Origin of the sequence: Paractinoplanes toevensis, from assembly GCF_018332695.1 — a bacterium.
In the GTDB taxonomy this organism is placed as follows: domain Bacteria; phylum Actinomycetota; class Actinomycetes; order Mycobacteriales; family Micromonosporaceae; genus Actinoplanes; species Actinoplanes toevensis.
Map to the genome: position 1 here is coordinate 20545 of NZ_BOQN01000124.1, position 22870 is coordinate 43414.

General features: G+C 69.9%; 25 protein-coding genes. 15 read left to right on the forward strand and 10 right to left on the reverse strand.

Going from position 1 to position 22870, the window contains the following annotated elements; translation table 11 throughout:
• Positions 1 to 9 precede the first annotated feature (9 nt).
• Both Ato02nite_RS42155 and Ato02nite_RS42160 read left to right on the forward strand, forming a co-directional pair.
• On the forward strand, positions 10 to 1587 hold the full coding sequence (locus tag Ato02nite_RS42155; RefSeq protein ID WP_213012323.1) for a CocE/NonD family hydrolase: 1578 nt from the start codon (positions 10 to 12) through the stop codon (positions 1585 to 1587).
• A 57-nt stretch (positions 1588 to 1644) separates the two neighbouring features.
• Positions 1645 to 1791 carry a hypothetical protein gene (locus Ato02nite_RS42160; protein WP_213012324.1) on the forward strand — a complete coding sequence of 49 codons (147 nt, stop codon included), beginning with the start codon at positions 1645 to 1647 and terminating at the stop codon, positions 1789 to 1791.
• On the opposite strand, the gene Ato02nite_RS42165 is transcribed toward Ato02nite_RS42160, so the two are convergent.
• Complete coding sequence (locus Ato02nite_RS42165) at positions 1788 to 2600, reverse strand: NADP-dependent oxidoreductase (RefSeq protein ID WP_307854241.1); 813 nt, start codon at positions 2598 to 2600, stop codon at positions 1788 to 1790. The two genes, Ato02nite_RS42160 and Ato02nite_RS42165, sit on opposite strands and share 4 nt — an antisense overlap.
• A gap of 179 nt (positions 2601 to 2779) precedes the next feature.
• Between Ato02nite_RS42165 and Ato02nite_RS42170 the strand changes: the two genes are divergently transcribed.
• The 3 genes from Ato02nite_RS42170 to Ato02nite_RS42180 all read left to right on the forward strand — a co-directional run bounded on the left by Ato02nite_RS42170 (position 2780) and on the right by Ato02nite_RS42180 (position 4306).
• Entirely contained in the window at positions 2780 to 3232 is a 453-nt protein-coding gene (locus tag Ato02nite_RS42170; RefSeq protein WP_213012326.1) for a hypothetical protein, read from the forward strand.
• Between the two features lie 91 nt (positions 3233 to 3323).
• Positions 3324 to 3989 carry a hypothetical protein gene (locus Ato02nite_RS42175; protein ID WP_213012327.1) on the forward strand — a complete coding sequence of 222 codons (666 nt, stop codon included), beginning with the start codon at positions 3324 to 3326 and terminating at the stop codon, positions 3987 to 3989.
• On the forward strand, positions 3986 to 4306 hold the full coding sequence (locus Ato02nite_RS42180; protein WP_213012328.1) for a transcriptional regulator: 321 nt from the start codon (positions 3986 to 3988) through the stop codon (positions 4304 to 4306). Before Ato02nite_RS42175 ends, Ato02nite_RS42180 begins: the two co-directional genes overlap by 4 nt.
• On the opposite strand, the gene Ato02nite_RS42185 is transcribed toward Ato02nite_RS42180, so the two are convergent.
• Positions 4296 to 5426, reverse strand: a complete 1131-nt coding sequence (locus tag Ato02nite_RS42185) for an erythromycin esterase family protein (RefSeq protein ID WP_246608038.1) — start codon at positions 5424 to 5426, stop codon at positions 4296 to 4298. The two genes, Ato02nite_RS42180 and Ato02nite_RS42185, sit on opposite strands and share 11 nt — an antisense overlap.
• Before the next feature lie 55 nt (positions 5427 to 5481).
• Between Ato02nite_RS42185 and Ato02nite_RS42190 the strand changes: the two genes are divergently transcribed.
• A complete protein-coding gene (locus Ato02nite_RS42190) occupies positions 5482 to 6177 on the forward strand; it encodes a TioE family transcriptional regulator (RefSeq protein WP_246608039.1) in 696 nt (231 codons plus the stop codon).
• Here the strand turns inward: Ato02nite_RS42190 and Ato02nite_RS42195 are convergent.
• A complete protein-coding gene (locus Ato02nite_RS42195) occupies positions 6162 to 7058 on the reverse strand; it encodes an oxidoreductase (RefSeq protein WP_213012330.1) in 897 nt (298 codons plus the stop codon). The two genes, Ato02nite_RS42190 and Ato02nite_RS42195, sit on opposite strands and share 16 nt — an antisense overlap.
• A gap of 114 nt (positions 7059 to 7172) precedes the next feature.
• Between Ato02nite_RS42195 and Ato02nite_RS42200 the strand changes: the two genes are divergently transcribed.
• On the forward strand, positions 7173 to 8045 hold the full coding sequence (locus Ato02nite_RS42200) for a helix-turn-helix transcriptional regulator (RefSeq protein WP_213012331.1): 873 nt from the start codon (positions 7173 to 7175) through the stop codon (positions 8043 to 8045).
• Between the two features lie 18 nt (positions 8046 to 8063).
• Here the strand turns inward: Ato02nite_RS42200 and Ato02nite_RS42205 are convergent, their stop codons facing one another.
• The gene (locus Ato02nite_RS42205) at positions 8064 to 9668 is read right to left on the reverse strand and encodes a hypothetical protein (protein ID WP_213012332.1); all 1605 of its coding nucleotides are present in this window, start codon (positions 9666 to 9668) and stop codon (positions 8064 to 8066) included.
• Positions 9669 to 9794: 126 nt separating this feature from the next.
• Between Ato02nite_RS42205 and Ato02nite_RS42210 the strand changes: the two genes are divergently transcribed.
• Complete coding sequence (locus Ato02nite_RS42210) at positions 9795 to 10454, forward strand: Type 1 glutamine amidotransferase-like domain-containing protein (protein WP_213012333.1); 660 nt, start codon at positions 9795 to 9797, stop codon at positions 10452 to 10454.
• Positions 10455 to 10465: 11 nt separating this feature from the next.
• Positions 10466 to 11431 (forward strand): serine hydrolase domain-containing protein, encoded by a 966-nt coding sequence (locus tag Ato02nite_RS42215; RefSeq protein WP_213012334.1) that lies wholly within the window; start codon positions 10466 to 10468, stop codon positions 11429 to 11431.
• A 134-nt stretch (positions 11432 to 11565) separates the two neighbouring features.
• Here the strand turns inward: Ato02nite_RS42215 and Ato02nite_RS42220 are convergent, their stop codons facing one another.
• Both Ato02nite_RS42220 and Ato02nite_RS42225 read right to left on the reverse strand, forming a co-directional pair.
• Positions 11566 to 12198 (reverse strand): nitroreductase family protein, encoded by a 633-nt coding sequence (locus tag Ato02nite_RS42220; protein WP_213012335.1) that lies wholly within the window; start codon positions 12196 to 12198, stop codon positions 11566 to 11568.
• 197 nt (positions 12199 to 12395) lie between these two features.
• Positions 12396 to 12788, reverse strand: a complete 393-nt coding sequence (locus tag Ato02nite_RS42225; RefSeq protein WP_213012336.1) for a MerR family transcriptional regulator — start codon at positions 12786 to 12788, stop codon at positions 12396 to 12398.
• Positions 12789 to 13060: 272 nt separating this feature from the next.
• Between Ato02nite_RS42225 and Ato02nite_RS42230 the strand changes: the two genes are divergently transcribed.
• The 5 genes from Ato02nite_RS42230 to Ato02nite_RS42250 all read left to right on the forward strand — a co-directional run bounded on the left by Ato02nite_RS42230 (position 13061) and on the right by Ato02nite_RS42250 (position 18764).
• On the forward strand, positions 13061 to 14587 hold the full coding sequence (locus Ato02nite_RS42230) for a DHA2 family efflux MFS transporter permease subunit (RefSeq protein WP_213012337.1): 1527 nt from the start codon (positions 13061 to 13063) through the stop codon (positions 14585 to 14587).
• Positions 14588 to 14589: 2 nt separating this feature from the next.
• Entirely contained in the window at positions 14590 to 15852 is a 1263-nt protein-coding gene (locus Ato02nite_RS42235; RefSeq protein WP_246608045.1) for an LLM class flavin-dependent oxidoreductase, read from the forward strand.
• Positions 15853 to 15874: 22 nt separating this feature from the next.
• A complete protein-coding gene (locus Ato02nite_RS42240; protein ID WP_213012339.1) occupies positions 15875 to 16681 on the forward strand; it encodes an NADPH-dependent F420 reductase in 807 nt (268 codons plus the stop codon).
• 576 nt (positions 16682 to 17257) lie between these two features.
• Positions 17258 to 18037 (forward strand): hypothetical protein, encoded by a 780-nt coding sequence (locus Ato02nite_RS42245; protein WP_213012340.1) that lies wholly within the window; start codon positions 17258 to 17260, stop codon positions 18035 to 18037.
• Between the two features lie 136 nt (positions 18038 to 18173).
• Positions 18174 to 18764 carry an HAD family hydrolase gene (locus Ato02nite_RS42250; protein ID WP_213012341.1) on the forward strand — a complete coding sequence of 197 codons (591 nt, stop codon included), beginning with the start codon at positions 18174 to 18176 and terminating at the stop codon, positions 18762 to 18764.
• 2 nt (positions 18765 to 18766) lie between these two features.
• Here Ato02nite_RS42250 and Ato02nite_RS42255 read toward each other — a convergent pair whose 3' ends face one another.
• Positions 18767 to 19894, reverse strand: coding sequence for a 4-hydroxybenzoate 3-monooxygenase (locus Ato02nite_RS42255; RefSeq protein WP_213012342.1), 1128 nt, complete (start codon positions 19892 to 19894; stop codon positions 18767 to 18769).
• A 38-nt stretch (positions 19895 to 19932) separates the two neighbouring features.
• Positions 19933 to 20787 carry an NmrA family NAD(P)-binding protein gene (locus Ato02nite_RS42260; protein ID WP_213012343.1) on the reverse strand — a complete coding sequence of 285 codons (855 nt, stop codon included), beginning with the start codon at positions 20785 to 20787 and terminating at the stop codon, positions 19933 to 19935.
• A gap of 79 nt (positions 20788 to 20866) precedes the next feature.
• Here Ato02nite_RS42260 and Ato02nite_RS42265 point away from each other — a divergent pair, with 79 nt between their 5' ends.
• Positions 20867 to 21526, forward strand: a complete 660-nt coding sequence (locus Ato02nite_RS42265; protein ID WP_213012344.1) for a TetR/AcrR family transcriptional regulator — start codon at positions 20867 to 20869, stop codon at positions 21524 to 21526.
• An 18-nt stretch (positions 21527 to 21544) separates the two neighbouring features.
• Here Ato02nite_RS42265 and Ato02nite_RS42270 read toward each other — a convergent pair whose 3' ends face one another.
• Positions 21545 to 21982, reverse strand: coding sequence for an HAD family hydrolase (locus Ato02nite_RS42270; protein WP_213012378.1), 438 nt, complete (start codon positions 21980 to 21982; stop codon positions 21545 to 21547).
• A 1-nt stretch (position 21983) separates the two neighbouring features.
• The gene (locus tag Ato02nite_RS42275; protein ID WP_213012345.1) at positions 21984 to 22865 is read right to left on the reverse strand and encodes a GlxA family transcriptional regulator; all 882 of its coding nucleotides are present in this window, start codon (positions 22863 to 22865) and stop codon (positions 21984 to 21986) included.
• Between the last annotated feature and the right edge of the window lie 5 nt (positions 22866 to 22870).

The window sequence follows — 22870 nt, forward strand, 5'->3', positions numbered from 1 at the left end:
GGGAGCCTCATGCAGAGACTGCCACTACTCACCCGACTGCTGCGGCGGCGGACCAGGAAGGGCCCGCCCGCACGTTACGACGTCCACTGGCAGCCGGCCGTCGCGGTGCCGGCCGCCGACGGCGTTTCCCTGATGACCGACCACTACGCCCCGGTGACCGACGAGCCGTGCCCGACCGTGCTGATCCGCGCCCCCTACGTGCGCGTCGGCTTCCCGTTCAACTACCTCTACGGCGCGCTCTTCGCCGAGCAGGGCTACCACGTCCTGCTGCAGAGCAGCCGGGGCACCGGCGGATCGGGCGGCGACTTCCATCCCTGGCACGGCGAGGGCGACGACGGCCGGGCGACCGTCGCCTGGTTGCGGGAGCGGGACTGGTTCACCGGCGACCTCTACACGGCCGGCGCCAGCTACATGACCTACACGCAGTGGGCGCTGGCCACCGACCCGCCGCCGGAGTGGCGCGGCGCCGTCATGCAGGTCGGCCACTCCGACGCGCACGACTTCTTCTGGCGCGGCGGGGCGTTCGGCCTCGAGCGCGCGCTGGTCGGCGGGACCGGCCTGTTCAACCAGGCGCTGACGACCTGGGCCTATGCGCGGGTGATCCTGCGGCTGCAACGCCGCATGCGCCGAGTGGTTCGCGGGGTGCCGATTCTCGACGTCTATCCGCAGGTCTACGGGGGTCGGCGGCCGGCGTTCGAGGAGTGGCTCGCGCATCCGGAGAAGGAGTTCTGGCACGACAGCGATCTCACCCCGGTCGCCGACAAACTGACCGTGCCGGTCAGCCTCAGCACGGGTTGGTGGGATCTGTCGCCCGAGCAGGTGATCGAGCACTACCAGCGGCTGCGCGCGGCCGGCAACGATCCCGACCTGCTGATCGGCCCGTGGACGCACACCTCGGCCCTCGAGGACGGCTGGCCCGTGTTGTTCGAGCAGGCGATGCGCCGGCTGCGTGGCGAGCCGGCCCCGTACCGGATCCGGATCTTCATGGGTGGTGCGGACGAATGGCGCGACCTGCCCTCCTGGCCGCCGCCGGAAATGCGGGAACAGCGGTGGTTCCTCGGCGAGGGCACGTTACGGCTCGCCGAGGGGACCGGGGTCAGCTCCTTCCGGTACGACCCGACCGACCCGACCCCGTCCATCGGCGGCCCGTTGCAGTCGCCGACCCAGGGTCAGCGCGACAACGCCGGCCTGGAGGCGCGGTCCGACGTGCTGCTGTTCACCGGCGAACCGCTGCTGGAAGCGGTCGAGATCATCGGTGCGGTGCGCGCCGAGTTCGACGCGGCGACCACCGCGGTCAGCGGCGACCTCTTCGCCCGCCTGTGTGACGTCGACCCCACCGGCAGGTCGATCAACATCTGCGACGGCCTCACGCGCTTCACCGCCGACGGCCGGGTCACCGTCGAGATGGGACCGGCCGGGCATCGGTTCAAGCCCGGCCATCGCATCCGGCTGCAGGTCAGCGGCGGTGCCCACCCGCGTTTCCTGCGTAACTACGGGACCGGCGAGCCGCCCGGGCCAGCCACCCGGATGGTCCACACCGACACCACGATCCGGCACACGTCGTCCCTGGTGCTGCCGGTGGTTTAGCCGGATCGGTCGGTGGGGTAATGCGTCGCCGCACCCCCCACTGATCGAGGAGAAACAATGTCCATTCAGGGACTCTTTTATGTGATCGCCGTTATCCTGCTGGTCCTCGCGGCCCTGCCGATCGGCACCCGGGGCGTCAGCCTGGCCCTGCTCGGCGCGGCCTTCGCCCTGCTGGCCTACTCCTGGGACACGATCACCGCCTAGGGCTCGACGATAAGGACCACCTTGCCGCGGCCGTGCCGGGACTCGACCACCCGGTGCGCCGCGACGACGTCGGACAGCGGGTAGGCACGTACCGGCATGGTCAGCAGCCCGCGGCCGGTCAGCGCGATCACCCCGGCCAAGCGCTGCGGGTCGCGGCCGGCGCGCACCACCCGGGTGCCCAGTTCGGCCGCGGCCTTGTCATCGACGATGGTGCCGATCCGGTCCGCCGCGATACCCAGCTCCACGGACTGCGCGATCGCCCGGCCGCCGGCGGCGTCGAGCGCGACGGTCGGGGTACGCCCCGTTGCGCGTACCCCGGCAATCAATTCGTCGCCGTAGGCGACCGGAATCGCACCCAGCTGCCGCAGATAATCGTGATTGGACGGCGAAGCCGTGCCGATCACCGTCGCGCCTTTCTGCCGGGCCAGCTGCACCGCGACGGTTCCCACACTTCCGGCGGCAGCGTGCACGAGCAGCACATCGTTCTCATCCACCGATAATTCGGCGAGCGCTCCGCTCGCCGTCTGCGCCGCGGCGACGAACGCCGCGGCGGTCGGGAAATCCAGGCGGTCCGGTTTCCGCACCGCATTTTGTACGGGTACGCAGAGCAGTTCCGCATTCCCGTTGAACATGGTCGAGCCGAGCACCGCGTCGCCTTCCGCAATTCCTTCGACGCCTTCGCCCAGCCGATCGACCGCCCCCGAGTACTCCTGGCCGATCTGCTGCGGGAAATTGACCGGTGCCCAGGTCATCACCCCTTGTCGATATCCCACGTCGAACGGCTGCACCCCGGCCGCCCGCACCCGCACGCGCACCTCGCCCGGGCCTGGCTCCGGATCGGGCAGGTCGGTGACGCGCAGAACCTCGGGCGGACCGAAGCGATCGAAGACAACGGCTCTCATGACCTTCACTCTGCAAGCTGAACCGAGGTTGAGGTCAAGACCGCCCGGCCGTATTCTTTCCGCTCATCGATCTTGGGGGAGTAAACGTGCAGCCGCAGCAGCAGGGCATCGCGCTGACGACCAAATACCACCCGCTTGCGTTCATGCTCGGGCTGTTCAAGCCGGTCATCGAGATCAACGGGCAGCGGGCCGGCAACGCGTGGGGCCGCCAGGTCATCCCGCTGCAACCCGGCCAGTACCACCTGCACGTGCACGTTCCCTACCTGTGGCCGCTCGGGCCGGCCGACCTGCCGGTCAACGTCTACCCCGGGCAGTCCGTGGAGCTGGAGTACCGGGCTCCGATGATCGCCTTCATCAAGGGCGCCCTCGGTGCGCCGCCGCAGAAGTGGCCCGGCCTGGTCGCCACGATCATCCTGTTCGCCATCGTCGGCGTCCTCTTCCTGTGCGTCTGCGGCGGCATCATCGTGGGCATCCTGTCCGACGCCGGCGACAGCTCCTCGTCGTACACCATCCAGGCGGTCACCAACCTCCTGCGGTGACCTTGCGTCTCGGGGCGGCTCTTTCCAAGAGCCGCCCTTTTTCGCGTCCTGGTCCCTTGCGCCAATCGGTTTGTGATGGAAACCTATTGGCATGACCACTGATTCGGTGTCCGCCGGCGACGATCCCCGCCGGTTGCTGTCCGAGGTGCGCACCCTCGCCCACCGGGTGCGCCTCGACCAACGCCTCACCTGGGTCGCGCTCCTGGTGCTGGCCGGGGTGACCTTCCTCGGCATCCCGTTCGACTGGTTCGGCATGAAGGTGAACTGCACGCCCGACGGCGTCTGCGAGTTCGCCCGGCGCGGCGTCCTCTACTACTGGCCGCTCGCGTCCCTGCTGGCCTACACGGCGATCGCCGTCCTCTACGTGCGGGCCGCCCGGGCGCGGGGGCTGGGTGCCCGCGTGCTGCCCTATTCGATCACCGGCGCCGTCACCACCCTGCTCTTCACGGCCACCTGGGTGGCCGCCGCGCTGTACTTCCCGAGTCACCCGCAGCGGTTCCCGGAGTGGGTGCTCGTGTTCGACCGGCTGATCGCACCCTGGGGGATGATCGGCGTCGCGCTGCTGGTGCTGGCCCGGCTGGAGCGCAACCTCGCGCTGCTGGCATTCACCGTGGTCTACCTGGCGGTGGTGCTGGTGCCGATCAACTTCGGCTGGGTCGACCATTCGAGCACCCGCGCCGAGTTCCTTCCGCAGCAGGTCATCAATGGCGGTGTGCTGCTGCTGGGCGCGGCCGGCTTCCGCCGGTGGCAGCGATGACCGACGCGCATCCGGTCACCGGCCTCGACGATGTCGTGCACCAGCGGGTCCGGCTGGGCATCCTGACCATCACCCACGAGGCCCGCCGGGTCGAGTTCGGTTACCTGCGCACCCAGCTGCAGCTCACCGCCGGCAACCTCTCCCAGCACCTCGGGGTGCTGGAGACGGCCGGCCTGGTCGAGATCGAGAAAGGCTACGAGGGCAAACGCGGCCGCACCTGGATCACGCTCACCCCGGCCGGGAACGCCGCGCTGGCCGAGGAGATCGGGCGGCTGAAACTGCTGATCGCCCGGGTCGAGGAGGGGTTCACCGCGTAGCGTCCCGGACGAACAGGATCGCGTCGGCCAGGTGCTCCGGGTCCAGCGGGGCGTAACCGAACCAGGGCGAGACGCGGGCCGTGCGGGGCGCCGCGCCCAGCTTTCCCGGGTCGACGAGGTAACGCTCCTCCGGGAGTGCGTACAGCAACCCCTCGATGGTGTCCGGGGGCGGAGCGTCCACGCCGTGCTCGCGCCACGTGCCGAGGGCCGAGGACACGAACGCGTACTCCGGGCCCAGCCGGCCGTGCGCGATCGCACCGGCGCTCCACCACTCGTACGGCAGGCCGCCCAGCCGGATCGAGCTCCGGTTCCGTTGCAGATGGCTGTTGTGCGCGTTCACCAGCACCGGGCCCCGCTCGGCCACGGCCAGCAGGTTGGCGGCGATCATCAGACTCCGCTGGCCCAGCAACCGCGGCAACCGGCCGGGTGACGTGTCGGCCATCCAGTAGTGGTAGCGCAGCAACCCGACCGCGGTACGCGCGTACAGACTGGCCCGCTCGTCCGCCAGCTGCGGTGCCTGCGCGTCGAGCAGCGCCATCAGGTCGTCGGCGAGCAGCCGCAGCTCGCCGGCCTCGGGTGTCCGGCCGATCGATCGGGACGGGTCCATCATCGCGGCCTCGTTCGGCCAGCGATCGTCGTCGCCGATCAGGCGGTCGAGGGTCTCCGCGGTGCAGGGAAGGAGGTCGGGGTCGAGCCGGGCGGCGAGATAGCCGTGCAATGCGGTGATGGCGGGACGGGGGCTCGCCGCCCCGGTGATCTCCAGCGGTCCGTCGATCCCGGCGAACCGCACCTGCTCGGCCGCGGGCCGGCCGTCGTTGTGCGCGCGCATCCACCGCACCAGCTCGCGGTTGCCGCCGAACGCACCCCACTCGTGGCTGAAGCCGCGCGCCATGACCTTGTCGAGCGTGCCGGTGCCCGACGTGACGTAGTCGTCCACGATCAGCCCGAGCAGGCAGTCGCTCTCCATCGCGATCGTCCGGTAGCCCTCCTGCTCGACGAGCTGCCGGAACAGATCGTTGCGTGCCTCCAGCAGAAGGTCCGCACCGTGCGTGGGCTCGCCCAGGGCGAGCACCCGGGGCCGGCCCGGGAACAGGTCCATGATCTTTTCGTCAGCAACCATAGCCTCAACGCTATCGTTGAACCTCCGGTTGAAACTTTCCCCGCAGATTGGCCGGTTGTTGCCGCAAAACCTTCAACTCAGGCCGATCGACCTGGCGCGCCGGCACGGTCTGTCCACCCAGGCGGTCCGCAACTACGAGGCGGCCGGCATCCTCCCGCCCGCCGGGCGCACCGAGCACGGTTACCGCACCTACACTCCCCGGCACGAGCTGGCCCTGCGCACGTTCCTCGCGCTGCTGCCCGGCCACGGCCACCGGACCGCCACGGCGATCATGCGGGCGGTCAACCGGGGCGCCGCCGAGGACGCGTTCCGGCTCCTCGACGAGAGTCACGCCCAGTTGCTCGACGACCGCCGCACCCTGCAAGCCGTCGAGGCGGCGGTCGGTGACCTCGAACCGGTGCCGCCGGAACGAGGTGCCACGTTCGTCGGTCCGCTGTCGAGAAGACTCGGCCTGCGGCCGGCCACCCTGCGCAAGTGGGAGCGCGCCGGGGTGGTCCAGCCGCCCCGCGACCCGCACACCGGTTACCGGGTCTACCGGGCGGCCGACGTACGCGACGCCCGACTGGCCCACCAGCTCCGCCGGGGCGGCTACCCGCTCGAGCGGGTAGCCGCGCTGATCGCGCAGTTCCGTACGGCCGGCGGTCTCGAGCCGGTCGAGCCCATGCTGCGCGACTGGCACGCCCGTCTCACCGCCCGCAGCCGGGCCATGCTCAGCGGCGCCGCCGCCCTGGACGCCTACCTGAGCCCGTAACCGACGCCGGTCAGGGCCTCGGCCGCCGACCAGAGCCGCTTGCCGATCGCCGGGTCGGTGGCGTCCCGGCTGGCCCGGGCCTCGGTGACCCGGCCGCGCGTCTCCCACAGCCCGGCCGGCCCGAAGAACTGCCCGCCGCGCACGCCGGGCGCGGTCGCGGCGTACAGCTGCGGCCGCGTGCCCTGCTCCACCGGCTGGGTGACCAGCAGGCCGGCCCGGCCCATGATCTTCCCGAGCCGGCCGCGGTGCTCCCAGGCGCGCGGGGTGAGGTTGGTGCGGGTGAGGCCGGGGTGGGCCAGCGCGCTGACGATCGGCGACCCGGCCGCGCGCAGGCGGCGGTCCAGTTCGAAGCCGAAGATGGTGGTGGCGAGCTTGGACCGGCCGTAGGCCGGGGCGGCCCGGTAGTCGCGTTCGAACATCAGGTCGTCGAAGTCCAGGTGCGCGTTCTTGTGGGTGATCGAGCTGAGGTTGACCACCCGCGGTTCCGGTGCCGCGGCCAGGTTGCCGAGCAGCAGGCCGGTCAGCGCGAAATGGCCGAGCAGGTTGGTGCCGAGGTGCACTTCGAAGCCGTCGGCGGTGGTGCGGCGCGGCCCGAGCAGCACCACGCCGGCGTTGTTGACCAGCAGGTCGATCGCCGGGTGGTCGGCGGCCAGCCCGGTCGCGAACGCCCGCACCGAGGCGAGCGAGGCCAGGTCCAACTCGCGCACCTCGACGTCGCCGCCGACCTCGCGGGCGGCCTCGGCACCCGCCGCGGTGTTGCGGACGGCCAGCACGACGTGGGCGCCGTGCCGGGCCAGCTCGGCGGCGGTGACCCGGCCGAGGCCCGAGTTGGCGCCGGTCACGACGGCGATCCGGCCGTGCTGGTCGGGGATGCTGTTCATCGGCTGCTCCCTGGGTCGGGTGGGGTGGACCCACGACGCTAGAAGCGATCCGACCAGGGTCGGTGGTACTGCGGGACCTACCTTCGGTGGTCCGGGTCGCGGCACACTGACGGCATGACCCATCCGTACGCTCGTGAGCTCGGCGATTTCCTGCGCGCCCGGCGCAACCGGTTGCGGCCGCGCGACGTCGGCCTGGAGCCGGGCGGCCCCCGCAAGGTCACCGGCCTGCGGCGCGAGGAGCTGGCCCTGTTGGCCGGCCTGAGCACCGACTACTACCAGCGGATGGAGCAGGGCCGGGAGGTCCGCCCGTCGGACGGCGTGCTGGACGCGCTGGCCGCCGCCCTCGCCCTCGACGACGAGGAGCGCCGGCACCTGTTCACCCTGGCCCACGCCGCCCGCCGGCCGATGCCCGCCCGGGTGGACCGCGAGCCCGACCGGGTGCCGGACAGCACCCGTCGCCTGCTGCGGGTGATCGGCACCCCGGCCGTGGTGCTCGGCCGGCACCTGGACCTGCTCGACTGGAACCCGATGGCCGAGGCGCTGCTGGGCGACCCGGACGGCTACCCGCCGGACCGGCTCAACATGCTCCTGCTGATGTTCGACGACACGCTGACCAGCGATCGCAGCTGCCCCGACTGGGAGCAGCAGGCTCTCGACTACATCGGCATGATGCGCGCCGCCGTCGCCACCGACCCCACCCATCCCCGGGCCACCGCGATCGTCGGCGAGCTGAGCATCCGCAGCGCCGAGTTCCGGCGGCTGTGGGCCCGGCACGACGTCCGCGAGTCAGTCCGCGGCACCAAGATCTTCCGGGTCCCCGAGGTCGGCGACATCGTCCTGGACTGGGACACCTACCCGCTGCCCGGCAACTCCGGCCCGGTCATGCTGGTCTGGACCGCCGAGCCGGGCAGCGCCTCCGCCGACCGCCTGCAGCTCCTGGCCTCGCTGCACGCCACTCGGACGCCGCGTGCCTCAGATCCGAGATGACCGGGCCCGCCCCGCCGGTCACGGCTTGGGAGGAACGCAGAACGGGTGGCCGTTGAGCCCTTTCGAGCCCAGGTTCAGCGTCGCATCGAAGCGGCCCAGCGCGGTGCGGGCACCCGGCAGTTCGGCCGAGTCGTCGCCGACGCCCGGTTTGTTGTAGATAGCCGCGAAAGCGGTCCGCAGGGCGCACCGGCGCTTGTTGCCGGCCGCGGAATCGTCGAACACGGCAATCTCGTGCGCGATCGCGTTGTTCAGCACGTTCGCCGTGGTGCCGCGGTTGCGGTTCAGGTATTGCCGGTTCGCCGCGGCCGAAACGGCGCCGGCCGCTACGAGAACGGCCAGCAGACCGGCCAGCAGCCGGATCCGATCGCGCACCACCGCAACGCACCCGGCCAGCAACACCAACGTCCCGCCGACCGTGGTAGCACCGCTGTCTCGCCACCCGAGACCCCAGCGGCCCGCTGCGGCGTCCGCCTGGGTTTGGTCGTTCATAGCGGCCATCGCTGCCGCAAGCACGAGCAAGGTTCCGCCGACGATGGCAACCCCCGCTGCCTGGCGCCGATCGAGCGAGGCGTAGGCAGGAAGGTTGACCGCGGTCAGCCAGGCGAGCACGGTCAGCACGGTCAGCGCCAGGACGGTCACCAGATCGATTTCCATGGACCAGCCGGCCGCATGCCACTGCAGCGGTGGTAACCAGGAGAGCAGCCGGTTCGGCAGGGTGAGCGCGGCACCTGAGCCCAGGGTGACGTCGGAGCCGCTGTAACAGGTGCCGGTCCGGCAGAGGTGATGGATAGCCACCCGGACCGGAACGAAGATCGGCAGGAAGCCGAGCCAGAGCAGTCCGACCAGCCGGGCACCGCGGCCGGTCAGTGCCGACCGCCAGTCGAGCCCCAGCACGACGCGGGCCCGGACCAGCACGGCGACCAGAGCCAGCGCCGGGGCAAGGCAGGCGACCTCGTTGAAAGCCGCGAGGAACCCGCCGGCAACGATCGCACCGAGGGCCGGCAGCCGGCCGGCCCGCCGCGGCTCGGCGGTGACCGACCGGCAGAGCGCTGCGGCGACGGTCAGCACGAGCGCCGTGGAGAGCAGATAGAGGCCGCCGAACAGCACGGTGGTGCTGTTCGGGCCGGCGGCCACGAAGCCGGCGCCGACCGCGAACGGGATCAGTGCCGCAAGCCGCGACGGTGTCCGGCCCCGTTGCGTGCCGCGGGCCAGCAGGCTCTCGGCGAGGACGACCGCCGCGCCGGTCAGGACGGCCGCCGCGAGGAACGACACCAACCGGAACGCGATGTCGGCCGGCAGGCGCAACGACTCCATCAGCAGGTACGCCGCCAGGTCGACGATGTCCTCGGCCATCCGCCCGATCGGCCGGAAGTTGCCCCTCGCCAGGTAGTACGGCACCGTGTGCAGATTTTCGGTGACCAGGCGCAACGGGTGACTGCGGAAGTCGGCGCCGTGCCAGTAGATGTTGAACCGGTGGTCGGCCGTCGGTGCCAGGGTGACCAGCGGCAGAAGCACGGTGAGCGGCACGAGCAGGGCACGCCAGGCTATCTGTGACGGCAGCCGGCCCGGTCCCGGTGGCGTCGGTGACGTTTCGTCAGAGATCGGCCGGAGCGGCTTGGTCATGATCTCAGAGGTCACCTGTTACCAACGAGGCCGCGAACCGGCGGTGACGTGGGCCGTCTTGCCGTCCGCACGACCGGACCACGGTGCGGTAACGTTCTCGACCGTTCGGGCGAATGTGGAGGCATCTTGAAGCTCTTGCTCACATCGGGCGGCGTCACGAATCCGAGCATCAACGCGGCGCTCGTCAAGCTTCTCGGCAAGCCGATCGCCGAGTGCAACGCTCTCTGCATCCCGACCGCGCAGTGGGGTCACCCGATGTGCGGTCCGGCATCGGTCCGGCGCCTGATCGCCGCCGGGTCCACTTCCGCTAACTTCACCGGCCTGGGCTGGGCGTCGCTCGGCGTCCTCGAGCTCACCGCGCTGCCCACCATCGGCGCGGAGCGATGGGTGCCCTGGGTCCGGGAGGCCGACGTGCTTCTGGTCGACGGCGGCGACGCGACCTACCTGAGCCACTGGATGCGGGAGTCCGGGCTGGCCGACCTGCTGCCGTCGCTGCCCGAGACGGTCTGGGTGGGCGTGAGCGCCGGCAGCATGGTGATGACGCCCCGGATCGGGGACTACTTCGTCGAGTGGCCGGCCGCCCCCGACGACCGCACCCTGGGAGTCGTCGACTTCTCGATCTTCCCCCACCTGAACGCGTTCCCCACCAACACTCCGGAGCACGCCGAGCGCTGGGCCGCCGACCTCGGCGTCCCCTCCTACGCGATCGACGAGCAGACCGCCATCCAGGTCGTCGACGGCGCCGTCGAGGTGATCTCCGAAGGAGAATGGACCAAGTTCGGGTAGGAACCGGCTTGATGGCAACTCTTCACCACCGTGTCGCCGCGTTGATCGAACACGCGGGCTGTCCCGTTCTCGTAGGGCTTCAGCACCGCGGAACGCCGCCCATCTATCTGACGCACGGGTCGACGGCCGCCGCCGGACCGTTGAACCCCTCCGCACTGGCCTATGCCGCGTCGCTGGCCAAACAGATCACCGCCGCCTGCGCCGCGCTGCTCGTCCGGCACGGCCGCCTCGACATGGAAACCACCCTCGCCGAATGGGTGCCCGAGCTACCCGACTGGACGCACGCCGTCCGCCTACGCCACCTGGTCCACCACACCGCCGGGATGCCGCCCGACGAGCAGATCGACGCGATGATCCCCGCGGACGGCGACCGCACCACCACCGCGGTTCTGCAGGCTCTGAACCGACTCCCGGCCCCCACCGCGCGTCCGGGCGGTCAGTACGTCTACTCCAACGCCGGCTACGTCTGCCTGGCCGTCGCCGTCGAACGCGCTGCCGGCCGGCGGCTGCCCGCCTTCGCCCAGACGCACATGTTCGAACCGGCCGGCATGAGCAGCAGCCGGTACTGGCCCGGCCCCGCGTCACAGCCACCCGGGGCGAGGCCACTGCCCAACCCACATCCCGCGCCGCTGTCTCTCGGTGACGGCGGCATCTGGACCACCGCGACGGACCTGATGAGCTGGAACCAGGCACTAGACGCCGACGAACTCGGCATCTCCGACCTGCTGCACACGGCCAGCACGCTGGACGACGGCACCACCCTCGACTACGCCTGGGGCCTCGGCATCCGCACCTACGCCCGCCACCGCATCTACCGCCACGGCGGCGGCTGGCCCGGCCTGCGCGCCCAACTCATCCGCATCCCCGACCAGCGTTCCGGGCTGACGGTCATCGCTCTCACCAACGACACCGACCGGACCGCCAGTTTGGCCAACGCGCTGCTCGACATGCTCGTCCAACCCGGAACGACCTCGTGACCGGCAGGTCACAGCCACCGACCTGTTCGGGATCAATCCCGGCAGCGCTGCGCGGCGACGGCCGATGGGCTGGCCACGCCAGGCCCGCCGACGCGACTCCGGCCTCCTCGTGTTCCCGGTCGCCGTGAACACACCTAGATCCAGCGGATGACCTCGTCCGGAGCGGGTCGCCCGGCCGGGTGGAAATCCGTGCCTTTCGTGTACGCCACCGGCGTGAGCACCGCCTGCGCGACCGTTTCGTAGTCGAGTCCCAGGATCTCGGCCACGTCCCGCTCGCGGGCGAGGTGCATCGATGTCCACGCGGTGCCCAGCGCGCGGGCCCGGGCGGCCAGCATGAAGCTCCACGTGGCCGGGATGACGTTGCCCATGCCGGCCACCGCCCACTCCCGGTTGGGGCCTTCGTTGCAGGCCAGCACCAGCACCGGCGCGTCGCCCATGTGCTCGCCCAGGTAGTCGGCCGAGCTGGCCACTCGCCGCTGCACGGCGTCGCGGGCGTCATCACCGGTGGGCTTACCGGGGTAACCCGGGGAGGCTTTGTAGCCGGCGTACACCTCGCGGTAGACATCGCCGACCGCCCGGCGCTTCGCCTCGTCACGGACGACGACGAACCGCATGGTCACGACGTTCGAGCCCGACGGCGCCTGCAGGGCCATCGTTACGCATTCGCGGATCACGTCGTCGGGCACCGGCCGGGTGAAGTCGAGGCGTTTGCGGACCGCCCGCGTGGTGGAGAGCAGCTGGTCCGGGTCGAGGTCAAGCAGGGTCATTCGGTCACCTTGAGTAGTCAGCGGATGGTGTCGCAATGCATTCGGGCGGAGGTCACCACGAGGACCGTGTAGATCACGGCAACGGATCCGGCGCCCCGGGTCAGGCCCGGGTCGCCGGCATTTGGATCTTTATCGCGGTAGGACCGGCGAGGGGTCTCTGGTGAGCGCGGGCGCGCCACAACCGCTGGGGTCGATGATCATGCTGGTACTTGGGGCCCACTCGTGGCATCGATGGATCGGTCCATAGCGGCGATGTATTGGGTGAGGGCGTGGCAATGGTGCTCGAGCAGCGCGATGCGCTCGGTCATCCGGTCGCGCTCACGGACGAGCAACTCGCGCAGCTCAGGGTCGGGATCGGCGACCACGATCTCCTGCGGCTGGTTGAGACACGGCAGCATGTCGCCGATGATGCGGGTGGGAATGCCGGAGTCGAGCAGGCCGCGGATCTTCTTCACACGATCCACCAGGTACTCGTCGTACTCTCGGTAGCCGTTCTGCTGCCGCCGCGGCGTGATGAGCCCTTGCTCCTCGTAGTAGCGCAGCATGCGCGTCGGGACCTCGGTGCGTTTCGCCAGTTCACCAATCTTCATGACCACCCCCGGAGAAACGTTACAGCCATGTCAAGGTTTGCTGAGTGTGAGTGACCACTCGTCGCTCAGAGTTGACATTCACATGATGTGAAGGTTGCACCATGGTCGCATGTTCCAGACCAGCAACCCGGCACGCACCTGTGATCACCCGAGCCCGGCCGCGACTCACCCCGCTGTCTCTCGTACGCCGACTTGTCCGGCCCGGACCTGAATCCTGAGCGCCGACATCGATCGATCTTTTCTTCGGACCTCCCGAGACAGCGAGCACGCATATGACCACCCCAACAGAACTTGACGTCGCCGCCCCGGCCCCGACGGTCCGTTCCGGCGACCGGCTCCCCCCGGGCGTCGCCCTGGTCATCGGGGTCCTGATGGTCTCGACGTTCATCGTCTTCCTCAACGAGATGCTCCTCGGAGTCGCCCTGCCCACGCTGATCGTGGACTTCGGGGTCAGCCCGAGTACCGGGCAATGGGTCACGACCGGCTTCCTGCTGACCATGGCCGTGCTGATCCCGGCCAGCGGTTTCGTGATGCGGCGGTTCCACCTGCGGACCATCTTCCTGGCCGCGCTGTCCCTGTTCATCGTCGGGACGACGCTCGCCGCGACCGCGCCGACGTTCGGTGTCCTGGTGACTGGCCGGATCGTCCAGGCGTTCGGCACCGCTGTCTTCCTGCCGTTGTTGATGACCACGACGATGCGCCTCGTCCCGGCCGCTCGCCGCGGCCGGATGATGGCGATCACGACGGCTGTCCCGGCCGTGGCGCCGGCTGTCGGCCCGGCGCTGTCGGGTCTCGTGCTGTCCACACTGAGCTGGCGTTGGCTGTTCATCCTGATGCTGCCGATCGCGGTTGCAGCCCTGGCCCTGGGGGCGTGGAAGCTGCGCAACACCACCACCCCGGAGCCGGTGGCCCTGGATGTGCCGTCGTTGCTGCTGTCCGCGGTCGGGTTCGGTGGTCTGGTCTACGGACTCTCCCTGATCGGCGAGGCGTCCGCCGGGCATGCCCCGATCTCGCCGTACCTGCCGATCTTGGTGGGCCTGGCCGGCCTGGTGGCGTTCGTCCTGCGACAGGTCCCGCTGCAGCGTCGCGACGACGCGTTCCTGGACATGCGGATCTTCCTCCGGAGGTCGTTCACCGCGCCGCTTCTGGTGATGATCTTCGTCGCGGGTAACGGGATCGGTCTGCTGGTCGTGCTGCCGTTGGTGCTGACCGGCGTCACCGGCCTGAGCGCCCTCCAGCTCGGTCTCTTTCTGATCCCGGGCGGGGCGGCGATCTCGATCGTGGCGAGCCTGAGCGGCCGGGTCTACGACCGTTTCGGGCCGCGCCCGCTGGTGATTCCCGGCGCCATCGTCTGGCTGGCCGTCCTGTGGTTCCTCAGCCGGGTCGACGAGGGCACGAGCGTGGTCACGCTGATCGTCGCGTGGCTGGTGTTCACCAGCGCGCAGGCCGCGATGTGGACACCGCTGACGACGAGTGCGATGGGCGACCTGCGAACCGAGCTCTACCCGCACGGCGCCGCAGCCTTCTCGACCGTGCAGCAGCTCGCCGGCGCAGCCTTCGGTGCAGTGTTCATCTCCGCCTACACCATCGGTTCCGGTTCTCGGGACGCCGGCGTGCTCAGCACGGCCCAGGCCACGGCGGCCGGACATGCCGCCTTCCTGACCGCCTGGGTCATCGGGCTGGTCGTGCTGGTAGGCGCCTTCTTCATCCGTCGGACACCGAGTCCGCCCGCCGACGGAACCCCCGTGGCCCCACCAGTCGCGGCTGCGCCGGTCAGCGGCGAGACGGTGTCCCGGTGACCATGCCGGACAAAAAGCTCATCCTCGGTATGGGGCTGATCGACGGATACGGTGGCCTGCACGGCGCCTGGCGTGCCCCGCACGTGGACCCCGGGACCTACGCCGACGTCGACGCCACCGTGCGTCATGCGAAAGCTGCCGAGCGCGGCAAGTTCGCCTTCCTCTTCACCCCCGACTTCCCCGCCGTGCGCGGCGACGTCGAGCACTCGACCATCAGCAACCTCATGGACCCACTGATCCAGTTGTCCGCCGTTGCGCGCGAGACGACGAACATCGGCTTCGTCGCAACCGGGTCGACGACCTTTCAGGAGCCGTTCAACACGGCACGCCAGTTCAAGGCCCTCGACGTCCTGAGCCACCGCGACGAGCGTTACCAGCGTGCCCACGAGGCGATCCAGATCGTCCAGGCGCTCTGGGGCAGCTGGCAGGAAGACGCGTGGGTCAAGGACCAGGTAGCGGATCGCTTCATCGACCCGTCGAAGCTGCGACCGATCAACCTGAAGGGCCAGTACCTCGCTTCGCGAGGCCCCCTGGCGATCCCACCGTCGGAGCAGGGCCAGCCCGTCGTCTTCACCTCCGGCGGCCCCAGCCCGCACCTGCTGTCGATCGCGGGCCGCTACGCGAGCGGCTTCATCGCCGAGGTGTGGACGATCGAGGAGGCGCGCGCCCAGCGCGAGCTCGTGCGGAACGCGGCACGCGAAGCCGGCCGCGACCCCGACGAGATCAAGTACATCGCCGGCATCATGACCACCGTCGCGCCGACCGTGCGCGAGGGCCTCGACCGTCGCCTGAGGTATGCGGGCGATGTCATCGAGGCCGGTCTGCCCCACCTCGGCGCGATGCTGGGGATCCAGATCCACCCGGACCGGATCGACGAGCCCCTCATGCCGCAGCGGCTCGCCTCCGCGCACGCCTCACCGAGAGACCCGCGCTCGTCGAACGCACTCGCGGTGGCACGCGAGGGGTGGTCCCCGCGCGACGTCCTCGCCCATGGCGTGATCGACTTCCACCCCACGGTCGTGGGCCCGGGGAAGCTGCACGCCGACCACCTGCAGGAGTGGTTCGAGGCGGGAGCCGCCGACGGCTTCTGGGTGACACCCGACATCTACGAGGACGGCGTCGACGCCTTCGTCGACGAGGTCGTGCCGATCCTGCAGGAACGCGGCATCTACCCCACCGAGTACCCGGGCACGACCCTGCGCGCGAACCTCGGCGTGCCCCACCAGTACGGACTCGACCCACGCATCATCGGCGCCGAGCAGTGACCGGACTCAGGTGATGCCCCGGATGTCCGACGACCGTTCGGCTCTCGCTGACACACAGAACATCACGCAGGAGGAGAACCTCATGAAGATCGGCATCATGGGAGCCGGCAGCATCGGCAGCGTCCTGGCCCTGCGGCTGGGCGCCCATGGCCACCAGGTCAGGATCGCGAACTCGCGCGGGCCCCGGACGATCCCCGCCGAAGTCCTCGCCACCGGCGCGCAGGCGGTGTCAGCCGGTGAGGTCGCCGCGGACGTGGACGTTCTCATCACCTCGGTCCCTCTCATCCGGGTGCCCGACCTCAAGCCGTTGCTGATCGACCTGCCCGTTGACGCCGTCGTCATCGACACCTCGAACTACTACCCGGCCCGCGACGGGCACATCGCGGCCCTCGATCGCGGGCAGGTGGAGAGCCGCTGGGTCGAGGAGCACCTCGGTCGTCGCGTCGTCAAGGCGTGGAACGCCATCACGGCACAGTCTTTCGCTGCCTACGCGAGCCCGAGCGGTAACCCCGGCCGGATCGCGATCCCCGTCGCCGCGGACGATGACGACGACCGGGCCCTGGGCATGTCGCTGGTCGAGCAGACGGGCTTCGAGGGCTTCGACGCGGGCACCATCACCGACTCGTGGCGCCAGCAGCCAGGCAGCCCCGTCTACTGCACCGACCGCACCGCCGAGGAGATGCCCGGCGCGCTCGGCAAGGCCCACGCCGAACGCTCCCCGAAGCGCCGAGACCTGGCGATGCACGTCATCGCCGAACTGATGGGGGACCCCACCAGCGAGCTCGGCAAGGACTTCCTGGTCCGGGTCAACCGCCTCATCTACGTGTAGTCCGCAGCCCCGGAACCTCCTCTTCGTCGCAGTCGTGCTCTGTCCACGTCATCTCCACCTGGCCGGCTCGCGCCGAACCGAATCGCCTCGAGAGTGTGGGCAGGCTGCAGGCTGCGGTCTTCCAGGCCGCGATCGCTCCACCTTCCACCGGTCGCGGCTGCGAGGCGCCACCCAGAGCGTCGGGCCGGGTGGGAGTTCGCAAGCCCGCTGCTGTTTAGGGCGTGGTCCTGGCACCACCGCACGATGGTCGACCAAGACGTCAAGTCACGCCGCTGCTGATCGCCGAGATCAATCGCCATCAACTGAAGAGTGCAAGACCCCGATATATGCGTACAGCGCTTCTCGCGGGACCTTATGCTCCTATTCTCTTCGGGCGTGCAACTCTGTTCCAGTCGAGCAAGATTCATCGATGCGGCTCCCCGAACGATCATTCAGAAGCTTCTGACCGATCGGGGGTGTTGCAGACACCATTTGTCAGCTTTGGTGTCCAGACCGGACGGTGACGCGGGACTTTAAAATTTCAGTCTTCCCTGGGCGCGACTGTGTGCCGGTGGACCTCCGGGAAGGGGGGCCGCAATGGATTCCTGCTCCGACCTGCCCCAGCCGGCAGACTGGAACCCGATCGCTGGTGGGGGACCTACATCCGCGTTTGCGGCGGTGCTTGCCGGTTTTGTCTTTATCGGAATGGTCTATGTACTGACCGAAGGTTTCAACCGCCATCATGGTCACACTCTGATGTTGTTTATGGCGGCCTTCGTCTGTCTCGCGGCGGGCAGCTATACCGAAGCTCTTGCGTCAGGTGAGGTGGCGTGCCTACGGGCCTGGTCCGAGGGAATGTTCTCGAGCGGGCTCCTTGCGGTGGGTTCGACCGCCATGCTGGCTGCACTTGCTTGGTTGCTACCGACGCGGTACGGGCGCGACCCGATCGTCCGAAAGTTCACCATCCTTGCGGCGCTGTCGATAGCTCTGATCGTCTCTGAGCTGCTCGCTGCCGCTGCACAAGGTTTCTTGCTGGATGTACCTGGACGAAGCCATTGGCGCGGGGCTGTCGGATGGTCGGCATTGATAACAATTGCGCTGGTCATCATCGCATGGCTTCTCCGTCTCGCCAATGTGGTAAGAGATCGGTATCGCGTGGCTATAGCGGCTGGCGGGGTCATTGCTTTTACTTTTCTTAGCTTAGTCTTTCTAGGACCGATCGGCAGCCTTCCGCGGTCGGAATGGGTTTCGCCGGCAACGTGGATTGTTGTGGCGTCAACCGTCATTCCTCTCTACGGAGGCGCTTTGGTCGTTGCCACTATCACTTGGGCGTTGCCGACCGGTCGAAGCTACGCCGTCGATTGTTGCTCCACGTAGTGTTGAGGTGTCATGTGGCACCACGGCCCGCCGTCAGCGAAGAACTTCGATGGCCGGAACCTCGCTCGGCACATGCTCGAATGGCAACGGACGGGGCTCGTTGGCAGAGGACAGCTCGGCCGGGGAGAATGGTGGGGTGCGGCTACCCCTTCCCGACGGTGACTTCCGGGCCTATCTGTTCGACTGCGACGGCACCATTACCGACTCGATGCCGGCGCACTACCGTGCCTGGACCGCGGCCCTCGCCGAGTGGGGGTGTGAGTTTCCCGAGGACCTCTTCTATGCGTGGGGCGGCCGGACGGTCGTCGAGATCATCGAGGATCTGAACGCTCGACAGGGGCTGGCGATGCCGGTGGCCGCGGTCGCTTCGCGCCGCGAAACGCTCTTTCAGGAGAGCCTGGGCGACATGCGTGCGGTGCCGGGGGTGCTTGCGCACATCGAGGAGGCGTACGCCCGGGTGCCGTTCGCGGTGGTCTCGGGCAGCACGCGCGCGTCCGTGACGGCGTCGCTCGCCGCGCTGGATCTGCTGGACCGCTTTCCCGTTCTGGTCTGCGCCGGTGACTACACGAAGCCCAAGCCGGACCCGGAGGCGTACCTTCTGGCGGCCCTTCTGCTGGACGTCCCGCCGGCCGAATGCCTGGTCTTCGAGGACACCGACCTGGGCATCCAGGCGGCGACCGCGGCCGGCATGGCCGCCGTCCGGGTGCCGCCGCCGTGGATGCGCTGAACCTAGTTCACGCCGGCGGTGAGTTCGCCGAAGAGGCGGCTCGCCGCGGGTGAGTTGAACTGGCGGGCCAGTTCGGCCCGGGCGATCTGCTTGCGGAATTCTCCCTCGTAGGAAGGGTCGCCGGCGTTGTGCATGACGTCGGTGATCCAGACCGCGAAGGCCTGGTAGTTCCAGATGTGCCGCAGGCAGGTCTCCGAATATTCGTCGAGTTGGCTCGGGTCGTGGATCAGGGCGCGGGCGAACACGTCGGCGTCGTTCAGGGCGAGGTTGATGCCTTTGGCGCTCATCGGCGGAACGATGTGCGCCGCGTCCCCGAGCAGGTAGAGCCGGCCGTAACTCATCGGCTCGTAGACCACGCTGCGCAGCGGCACGAGCCGCTTCTCGAGGATGCGGCCGGCGGTCAGCGGCCGGCCGAAGCGAGCTTCGAGTTCGTTCCAGACGCGCTCGTCCGTCCAGTCCTCGACGGTGGCGTCGAGCGGGCACTGGAGATAGATGCGGCTGTTCTTCGCGCCGCGGGGGATGAGCCCGGCGAGACCACGGGAGTGGATCGCCATGCCGGAGGAGTGCGCCGGCACCTCGGCGAGGGCACTGAGCCATGCGTACCCGTACTCGTGGGAATAGCGGGTCAAAATGCCGTCGGGGATGGACGCGCGGCTGATGCCGCGGTCGCCGTCGCAGCCGGCGATGTAATCGCCGGTGATCGTGGTGCCGCCGTAGCGCACCACGCCGTGTTCCGGGTCCAGGGAGATGCCCTCGGTCTCGAAGCGGAGGTCGCCGCCGTCGCGCAGGAAGGCGTCCGTGAGGTTGCGGACCAGGACCTGCTGGGGGCAGAAGACGCTGTCGCTGTTGTCGTCGCCGTCGAACTCGATCGGCAACTCCTCCTCGTCGATCCAGATGCCGCCCTCGACCTCGGCGACGGTGTCGCCGGTCAGCACCTCCTCGAGGCCCCACTCGCGGAACATGCGCACCCCGCGACTGTCGATGGTGCCGGCGCGCTGGCGCCGCTCGACGTACTCCCGGCTGCGCCGCTCCAGGACGACGCAGCCGATGCCGTTGCGGAGCAGGAGGTTGCCGAGGGTGAGCCCGGCAACCCCGGCTCCGATGATCACTACGTTGGTGGTTTCAGCCATGCGCCCACTCTGAGCCCGACCTTCGCAGCCGCAAACCGTTAACTGGCCGCGGAATGCTGGAAACCCGCCAAGAAGTCCCGCACGTCGGTGGCGGGGCGGCCGATGGCCTTCTCCAGGGCCGGGTCGGTCACCGCGAACTCGCCGCGGCGGGCCGCCCGGAACATGCCGAGCGTGAAGTCGGCGAACTCACCCGCAGCGGCCTTCCACTCCTCGTCGTCGACCACGACCCGGGTGATCGTGCGGCCGGTGACGTCGCTCAGGATGCTGGCCACCTCGACCAGGTCGACCGCCGCCGGACCGGTCAGCGGCGGCGTCACCCCGTCGAACAGGTCGGGCGCGGTCAGCGCGGCCACGGCGGCCGCGGCCAGGTCGGCGTGAGCAGTCCAGGACACCGGGCCGTCGGCCGGCAGGGCGAGCACCCCGGTCTCCAGGGCGCGGGGAACGTAGAAGTCGAGCGTGGTGACGTAGAAGCCGTTGCGCAGGACGGTGAACGGCACGCCGGCCGCGGCCAGGTGGTCCTCGGTCGCCGCGTGCACCAGCATCGGGGCGAACGCCGAGTCGTGGGCGGCGGCCTGGTGACCGGTGTAGAGGATCCGCCGGGCGCCGGCGGCGCGGGCCGCGTCGATGGCGGCGCGGTTCGCGGCCACGGCGGCGTCGGTGCCGCGGATCGACGCCGAGATGAGCAGGACCTGGTCGGCGCCCTCGAATGCCGACGCGAGCGACGCCGGGTCGGTGAAGTCGCCCGCGCGGACCCGCACGCCCCGGGCGGCCAGGTGCGCCGCCGCGCCGGGATCGCGGACGCTCACCCCCAGCTCGATGGCCGGGACCTGGGTCAGGAGCAGGTCGAGGATCTGCGAGCCGAGCTTGCCGGTGGCACCGGTAACGACGATCATGACATCTCCTTATCGTTGGTAACAGCGAAACGTTAGCACTGATTTTCCGGCGTTACGCAAGATCTGTTATCGTCGTTACATGGACGAGGTGCGGGCCGCGATCATCGAGGCGGCGAGCCGGTTGCTGCGCGAGGAAGGGGCCCGGGCGGTCACCACCCGGGCGGTCTCGCAGGCCGCCGGGGTGCAGCCGCCGACCATCTACCGGCTCTTCGGCGACAAGGACGGCCTGCTCGACGCGCTCGCCGAGCACGCGATGGCGGCGTACGTCGGGGAGAAGGCGATCGACGCCGACGAGGATCCGCTGACCGACCTGCGGGCCGGCTGGCGCGGTCACATCGCGTTCGGGCTGGCCAATCCCGACCTGTTCCAGCTGATCAGCGATCCGCACCGGCGCCACTCACCGGCCGTCGCGGCCGGTGACGAGATCCTGCGGCGCCGGGTGCACCGGCTGGCCGCGGCCGGCCTGCTGCGGGTCGGCGAACAGCGCGCGGTCGACATGATCCAGGCGGCCGGCCGGGGCGCGGTCCTGGCCATGCTGACCGGCGGCGACCCGGCCCTCGGCGAGGCGATGTTCGACGCGATCACGGCCGCGGTCCTCACCGACGGCCCGGCCGTCGCCGCGAACGACGCCCGCACCATCGCCGTCGCTCTCGCCGCCAACATCGATCAGCTGCCCGCGCTCAGCGCCGCGGAAAAGGCCCTCATGACGGAGTGGCTCGCCCGCGCGATCAAGGGCTGAGGCCGGCCGCGCCGGCGATCAGAGGCGGAGGTCGGCGAGGCTGCGGATGCGGTGCGGCTCGTCGTGCGGGCCCTCGTCCCGGCGGTCCAGATGGACGGCGCGCAGGCCGGCGGCGCGGGCCGGCAGCACGTCCAGGTCGTGGCGGTCACCGACCGAGAGCACCGACGAAGGCGGCAGGTCCAGGCGGGCGCAGGCGGCCAGGAACGCGGCCTGGTCGGGCTTGGCGGCGCCGACGTCCTCGACCGTGAACATCGGGCCGACCCGACCGGCCAGACCGGTGCGGGTCAGCTTCTGGTGCTGCTGCTCGCGAGAGCCGTTGGTGAGCACGGCCACCGTCAGACCGGCGGCGGAGATGGCGGCCAGCGCGGCGTCGACGTCGGGAAACGCGCGCCAGGACGATTCGTACGCGGCCAGGTATCCCGCGAAGATCTCGTCGAGCGCGCAGCACGCCGACAGCCTACGGCCGGGCGCGGAGCCGGCGGAGCATGCGGGCGTCGGTGAAGCCGACGGCCCGGGCCGCGGCCTCGACCGTGGTGCCGTGGCCGATCAGGTATTCGGCGCGTTCCACTCGCAGGACCTGCTGGTAGCGCAGCGGAGTGCGGCCCGTCGCGGCGGTGAACAGCCTGGTCAGCGTGCGTTCGCTGACGCCCGCCTCGGTGGCCAGGTCGGTCAGCGGCAGCGGCGCCGCGAACTCGGCGTCGATGCGGTCCTGGACCCGGTGCACCACATCGGACAGGTGGGCGCGGTGCCGCAGCATGGCGCTGGCCTGCTGCTCGTCGCCGTTACGCCGCGCGTAGACCACCATCTCGCGGGCGACACGCGCCGCAGCGGCCGGGCCGTGACGCAGTGCGACCAGGTGCAGGGCCAGGTCGATGCCGCTGGCGATGCCGGCCGAGGTCACCACGCGGTCGTCGCTGACGTACAGCACGTCGCGCACGACGGTGGCCCGCGGAAATGACCGGGCCAGACGGTCCTGCAGGTCGTGGTGGGTGGTGCAGCGGCGGCCGTCGAGCAGCCCGGCCCGGCCCAGCGCGTCGGCGCCGGCGCAGACGCTGGCCACCGTGCCGCCCGCGGCGTGGTGGCCGGCCAGCCGCTGGAGGGTGTCGGGGGTGAACGCTCCGTAACCGCTGCGCCAGCCGGGCACCACCAGCAGGTCATCGGGGGTCAACCGCGGCCAGTCACGCTCGGCGTGCAGGGACACGCCCTGCCAGGTGGGCACGGGCGTGGCCTCCGCGACGTACGCCATCTCGTAGCCGTCGGCGGTGCCGAACACCTGGGCCGGCCCGGCCAGGTCGAGCAGATGCACCTGCGGAGTCAGCACGAACACCACCCGGCTCACGATCC

Excerpts from the sequence above, each read along its gene's own strand:
- Ato02nite_RS42255 (WP_213012342.1), bottom strand. The coding sequence starts at position 19,894 with ATGGCTGAAACCACCAACGTAGTGATCATCGGAGCCGGGGTTGCCGGG.
- Ato02nite_RS42235 (WP_246608045.1), top strand. The coding sequence starts at position 14,590 with ATGCCGGACAAAAAGCTCATCCTCGGTATGGGGCTGATCGACGGATAC.
- Ato02nite_RS42205 (WP_213012332.1), bottom strand. The coding sequence starts at position 9,668 with ATGACCAAGCCGCTCCGGCCGATCTCTGACGAAACGTCACCGACGCCA.
- Ato02nite_RS42215 (WP_213012334.1), top strand. The coding sequence starts at position 10,466 with ATGGCAACTCTTCACCACCGTGTCGCCGCGTTGATCGAACACGCGGGC.
- Ato02nite_RS42265 (WP_213012344.1), top strand. The coding sequence starts at position 20,867 with ATGGACGAGGTGCGGGCCGCGATCATCGAGGCGGCGAGCCGGTTGCTG.
- Ato02nite_RS42155 (WP_213012323.1), top strand. The coding sequence starts at position 10 with ATGCAGAGACTGCCACTACTCACCCGACTGCTGCGGCGGCGGACCAGG.
- Ato02nite_RS42220 (WP_213012335.1), bottom strand. The coding sequence starts at position 12,198 with ATGACCCTGCTTGACCTCGACCCGGACCAGCTGCTCTCCACCACGCGG.
- Ato02nite_RS42230 (WP_213012337.1), top strand. The coding sequence starts at position 13,061 with ATGACCACCCCAACAGAACTTGACGTCGCCGCCCCGGCCCCGACGGTC.
- Ato02nite_RS42225 (WP_213012336.1), bottom strand. The coding sequence starts at position 12,788 with ATGAAGATTGGTGAACTGGCGAAACGCACCGAGGTCCCGACGCGCATG.
- Ato02nite_RS42260 (WP_213012343.1), bottom strand. The coding sequence starts at position 20,787 with ATGATCGTCGTTACCGGTGCCACCGGCAAGCTCGGCTCGCAGATCCTC.
- Ato02nite_RS42185 (WP_246608038.1), bottom strand. The coding sequence starts at position 5,426 with ATGGTTGCTGACGAAAAGATCATGGACCTGTTCCCGGGCCGGCCCCGG.
- Ato02nite_RS42160 (WP_213012324.1), top strand. The coding sequence starts at position 1,645 with ATGTCCATTCAGGGACTCTTTTATGTGATCGCCGTTATCCTGCTGGTC.
- Ato02nite_RS42175 (WP_213012327.1), top strand. The coding sequence starts at position 3,324 with ATGACCACTGATTCGGTGTCCGCCGGCGACGATCCCCGCCGGTTGCTG.
- Ato02nite_RS42240 (WP_213012339.1), top strand. The coding sequence starts at position 15,875 with ATGTCCGACGACCGTTCGGCTCTCGCTGACACACAGAACATCACGCAG.
- Ato02nite_RS42180 (WP_213012328.1), top strand. The coding sequence starts at position 3,986 with ATGACCGACGCGCATCCGGTCACCGGCCTCGACGATGTCGTGCACCAG.
- Ato02nite_RS42245 (WP_213012340.1), top strand. The coding sequence starts at position 17,258 with ATGGATTCCTGCTCCGACCTGCCCCAGCCGGCAGACTGGAACCCGATC.
- Ato02nite_RS42200 (WP_213012331.1), top strand. The coding sequence starts at position 7,173 with ATGACCCATCCGTACGCTCGTGAGCTCGGCGATTTCCTGCGCGCCCGG.
- Ato02nite_RS42195 (WP_213012330.1), bottom strand. The coding sequence starts at position 7,058 with ATGAACAGCATCCCCGACCAGCACGGCCGGATCGCCGTCGTGACCGGC.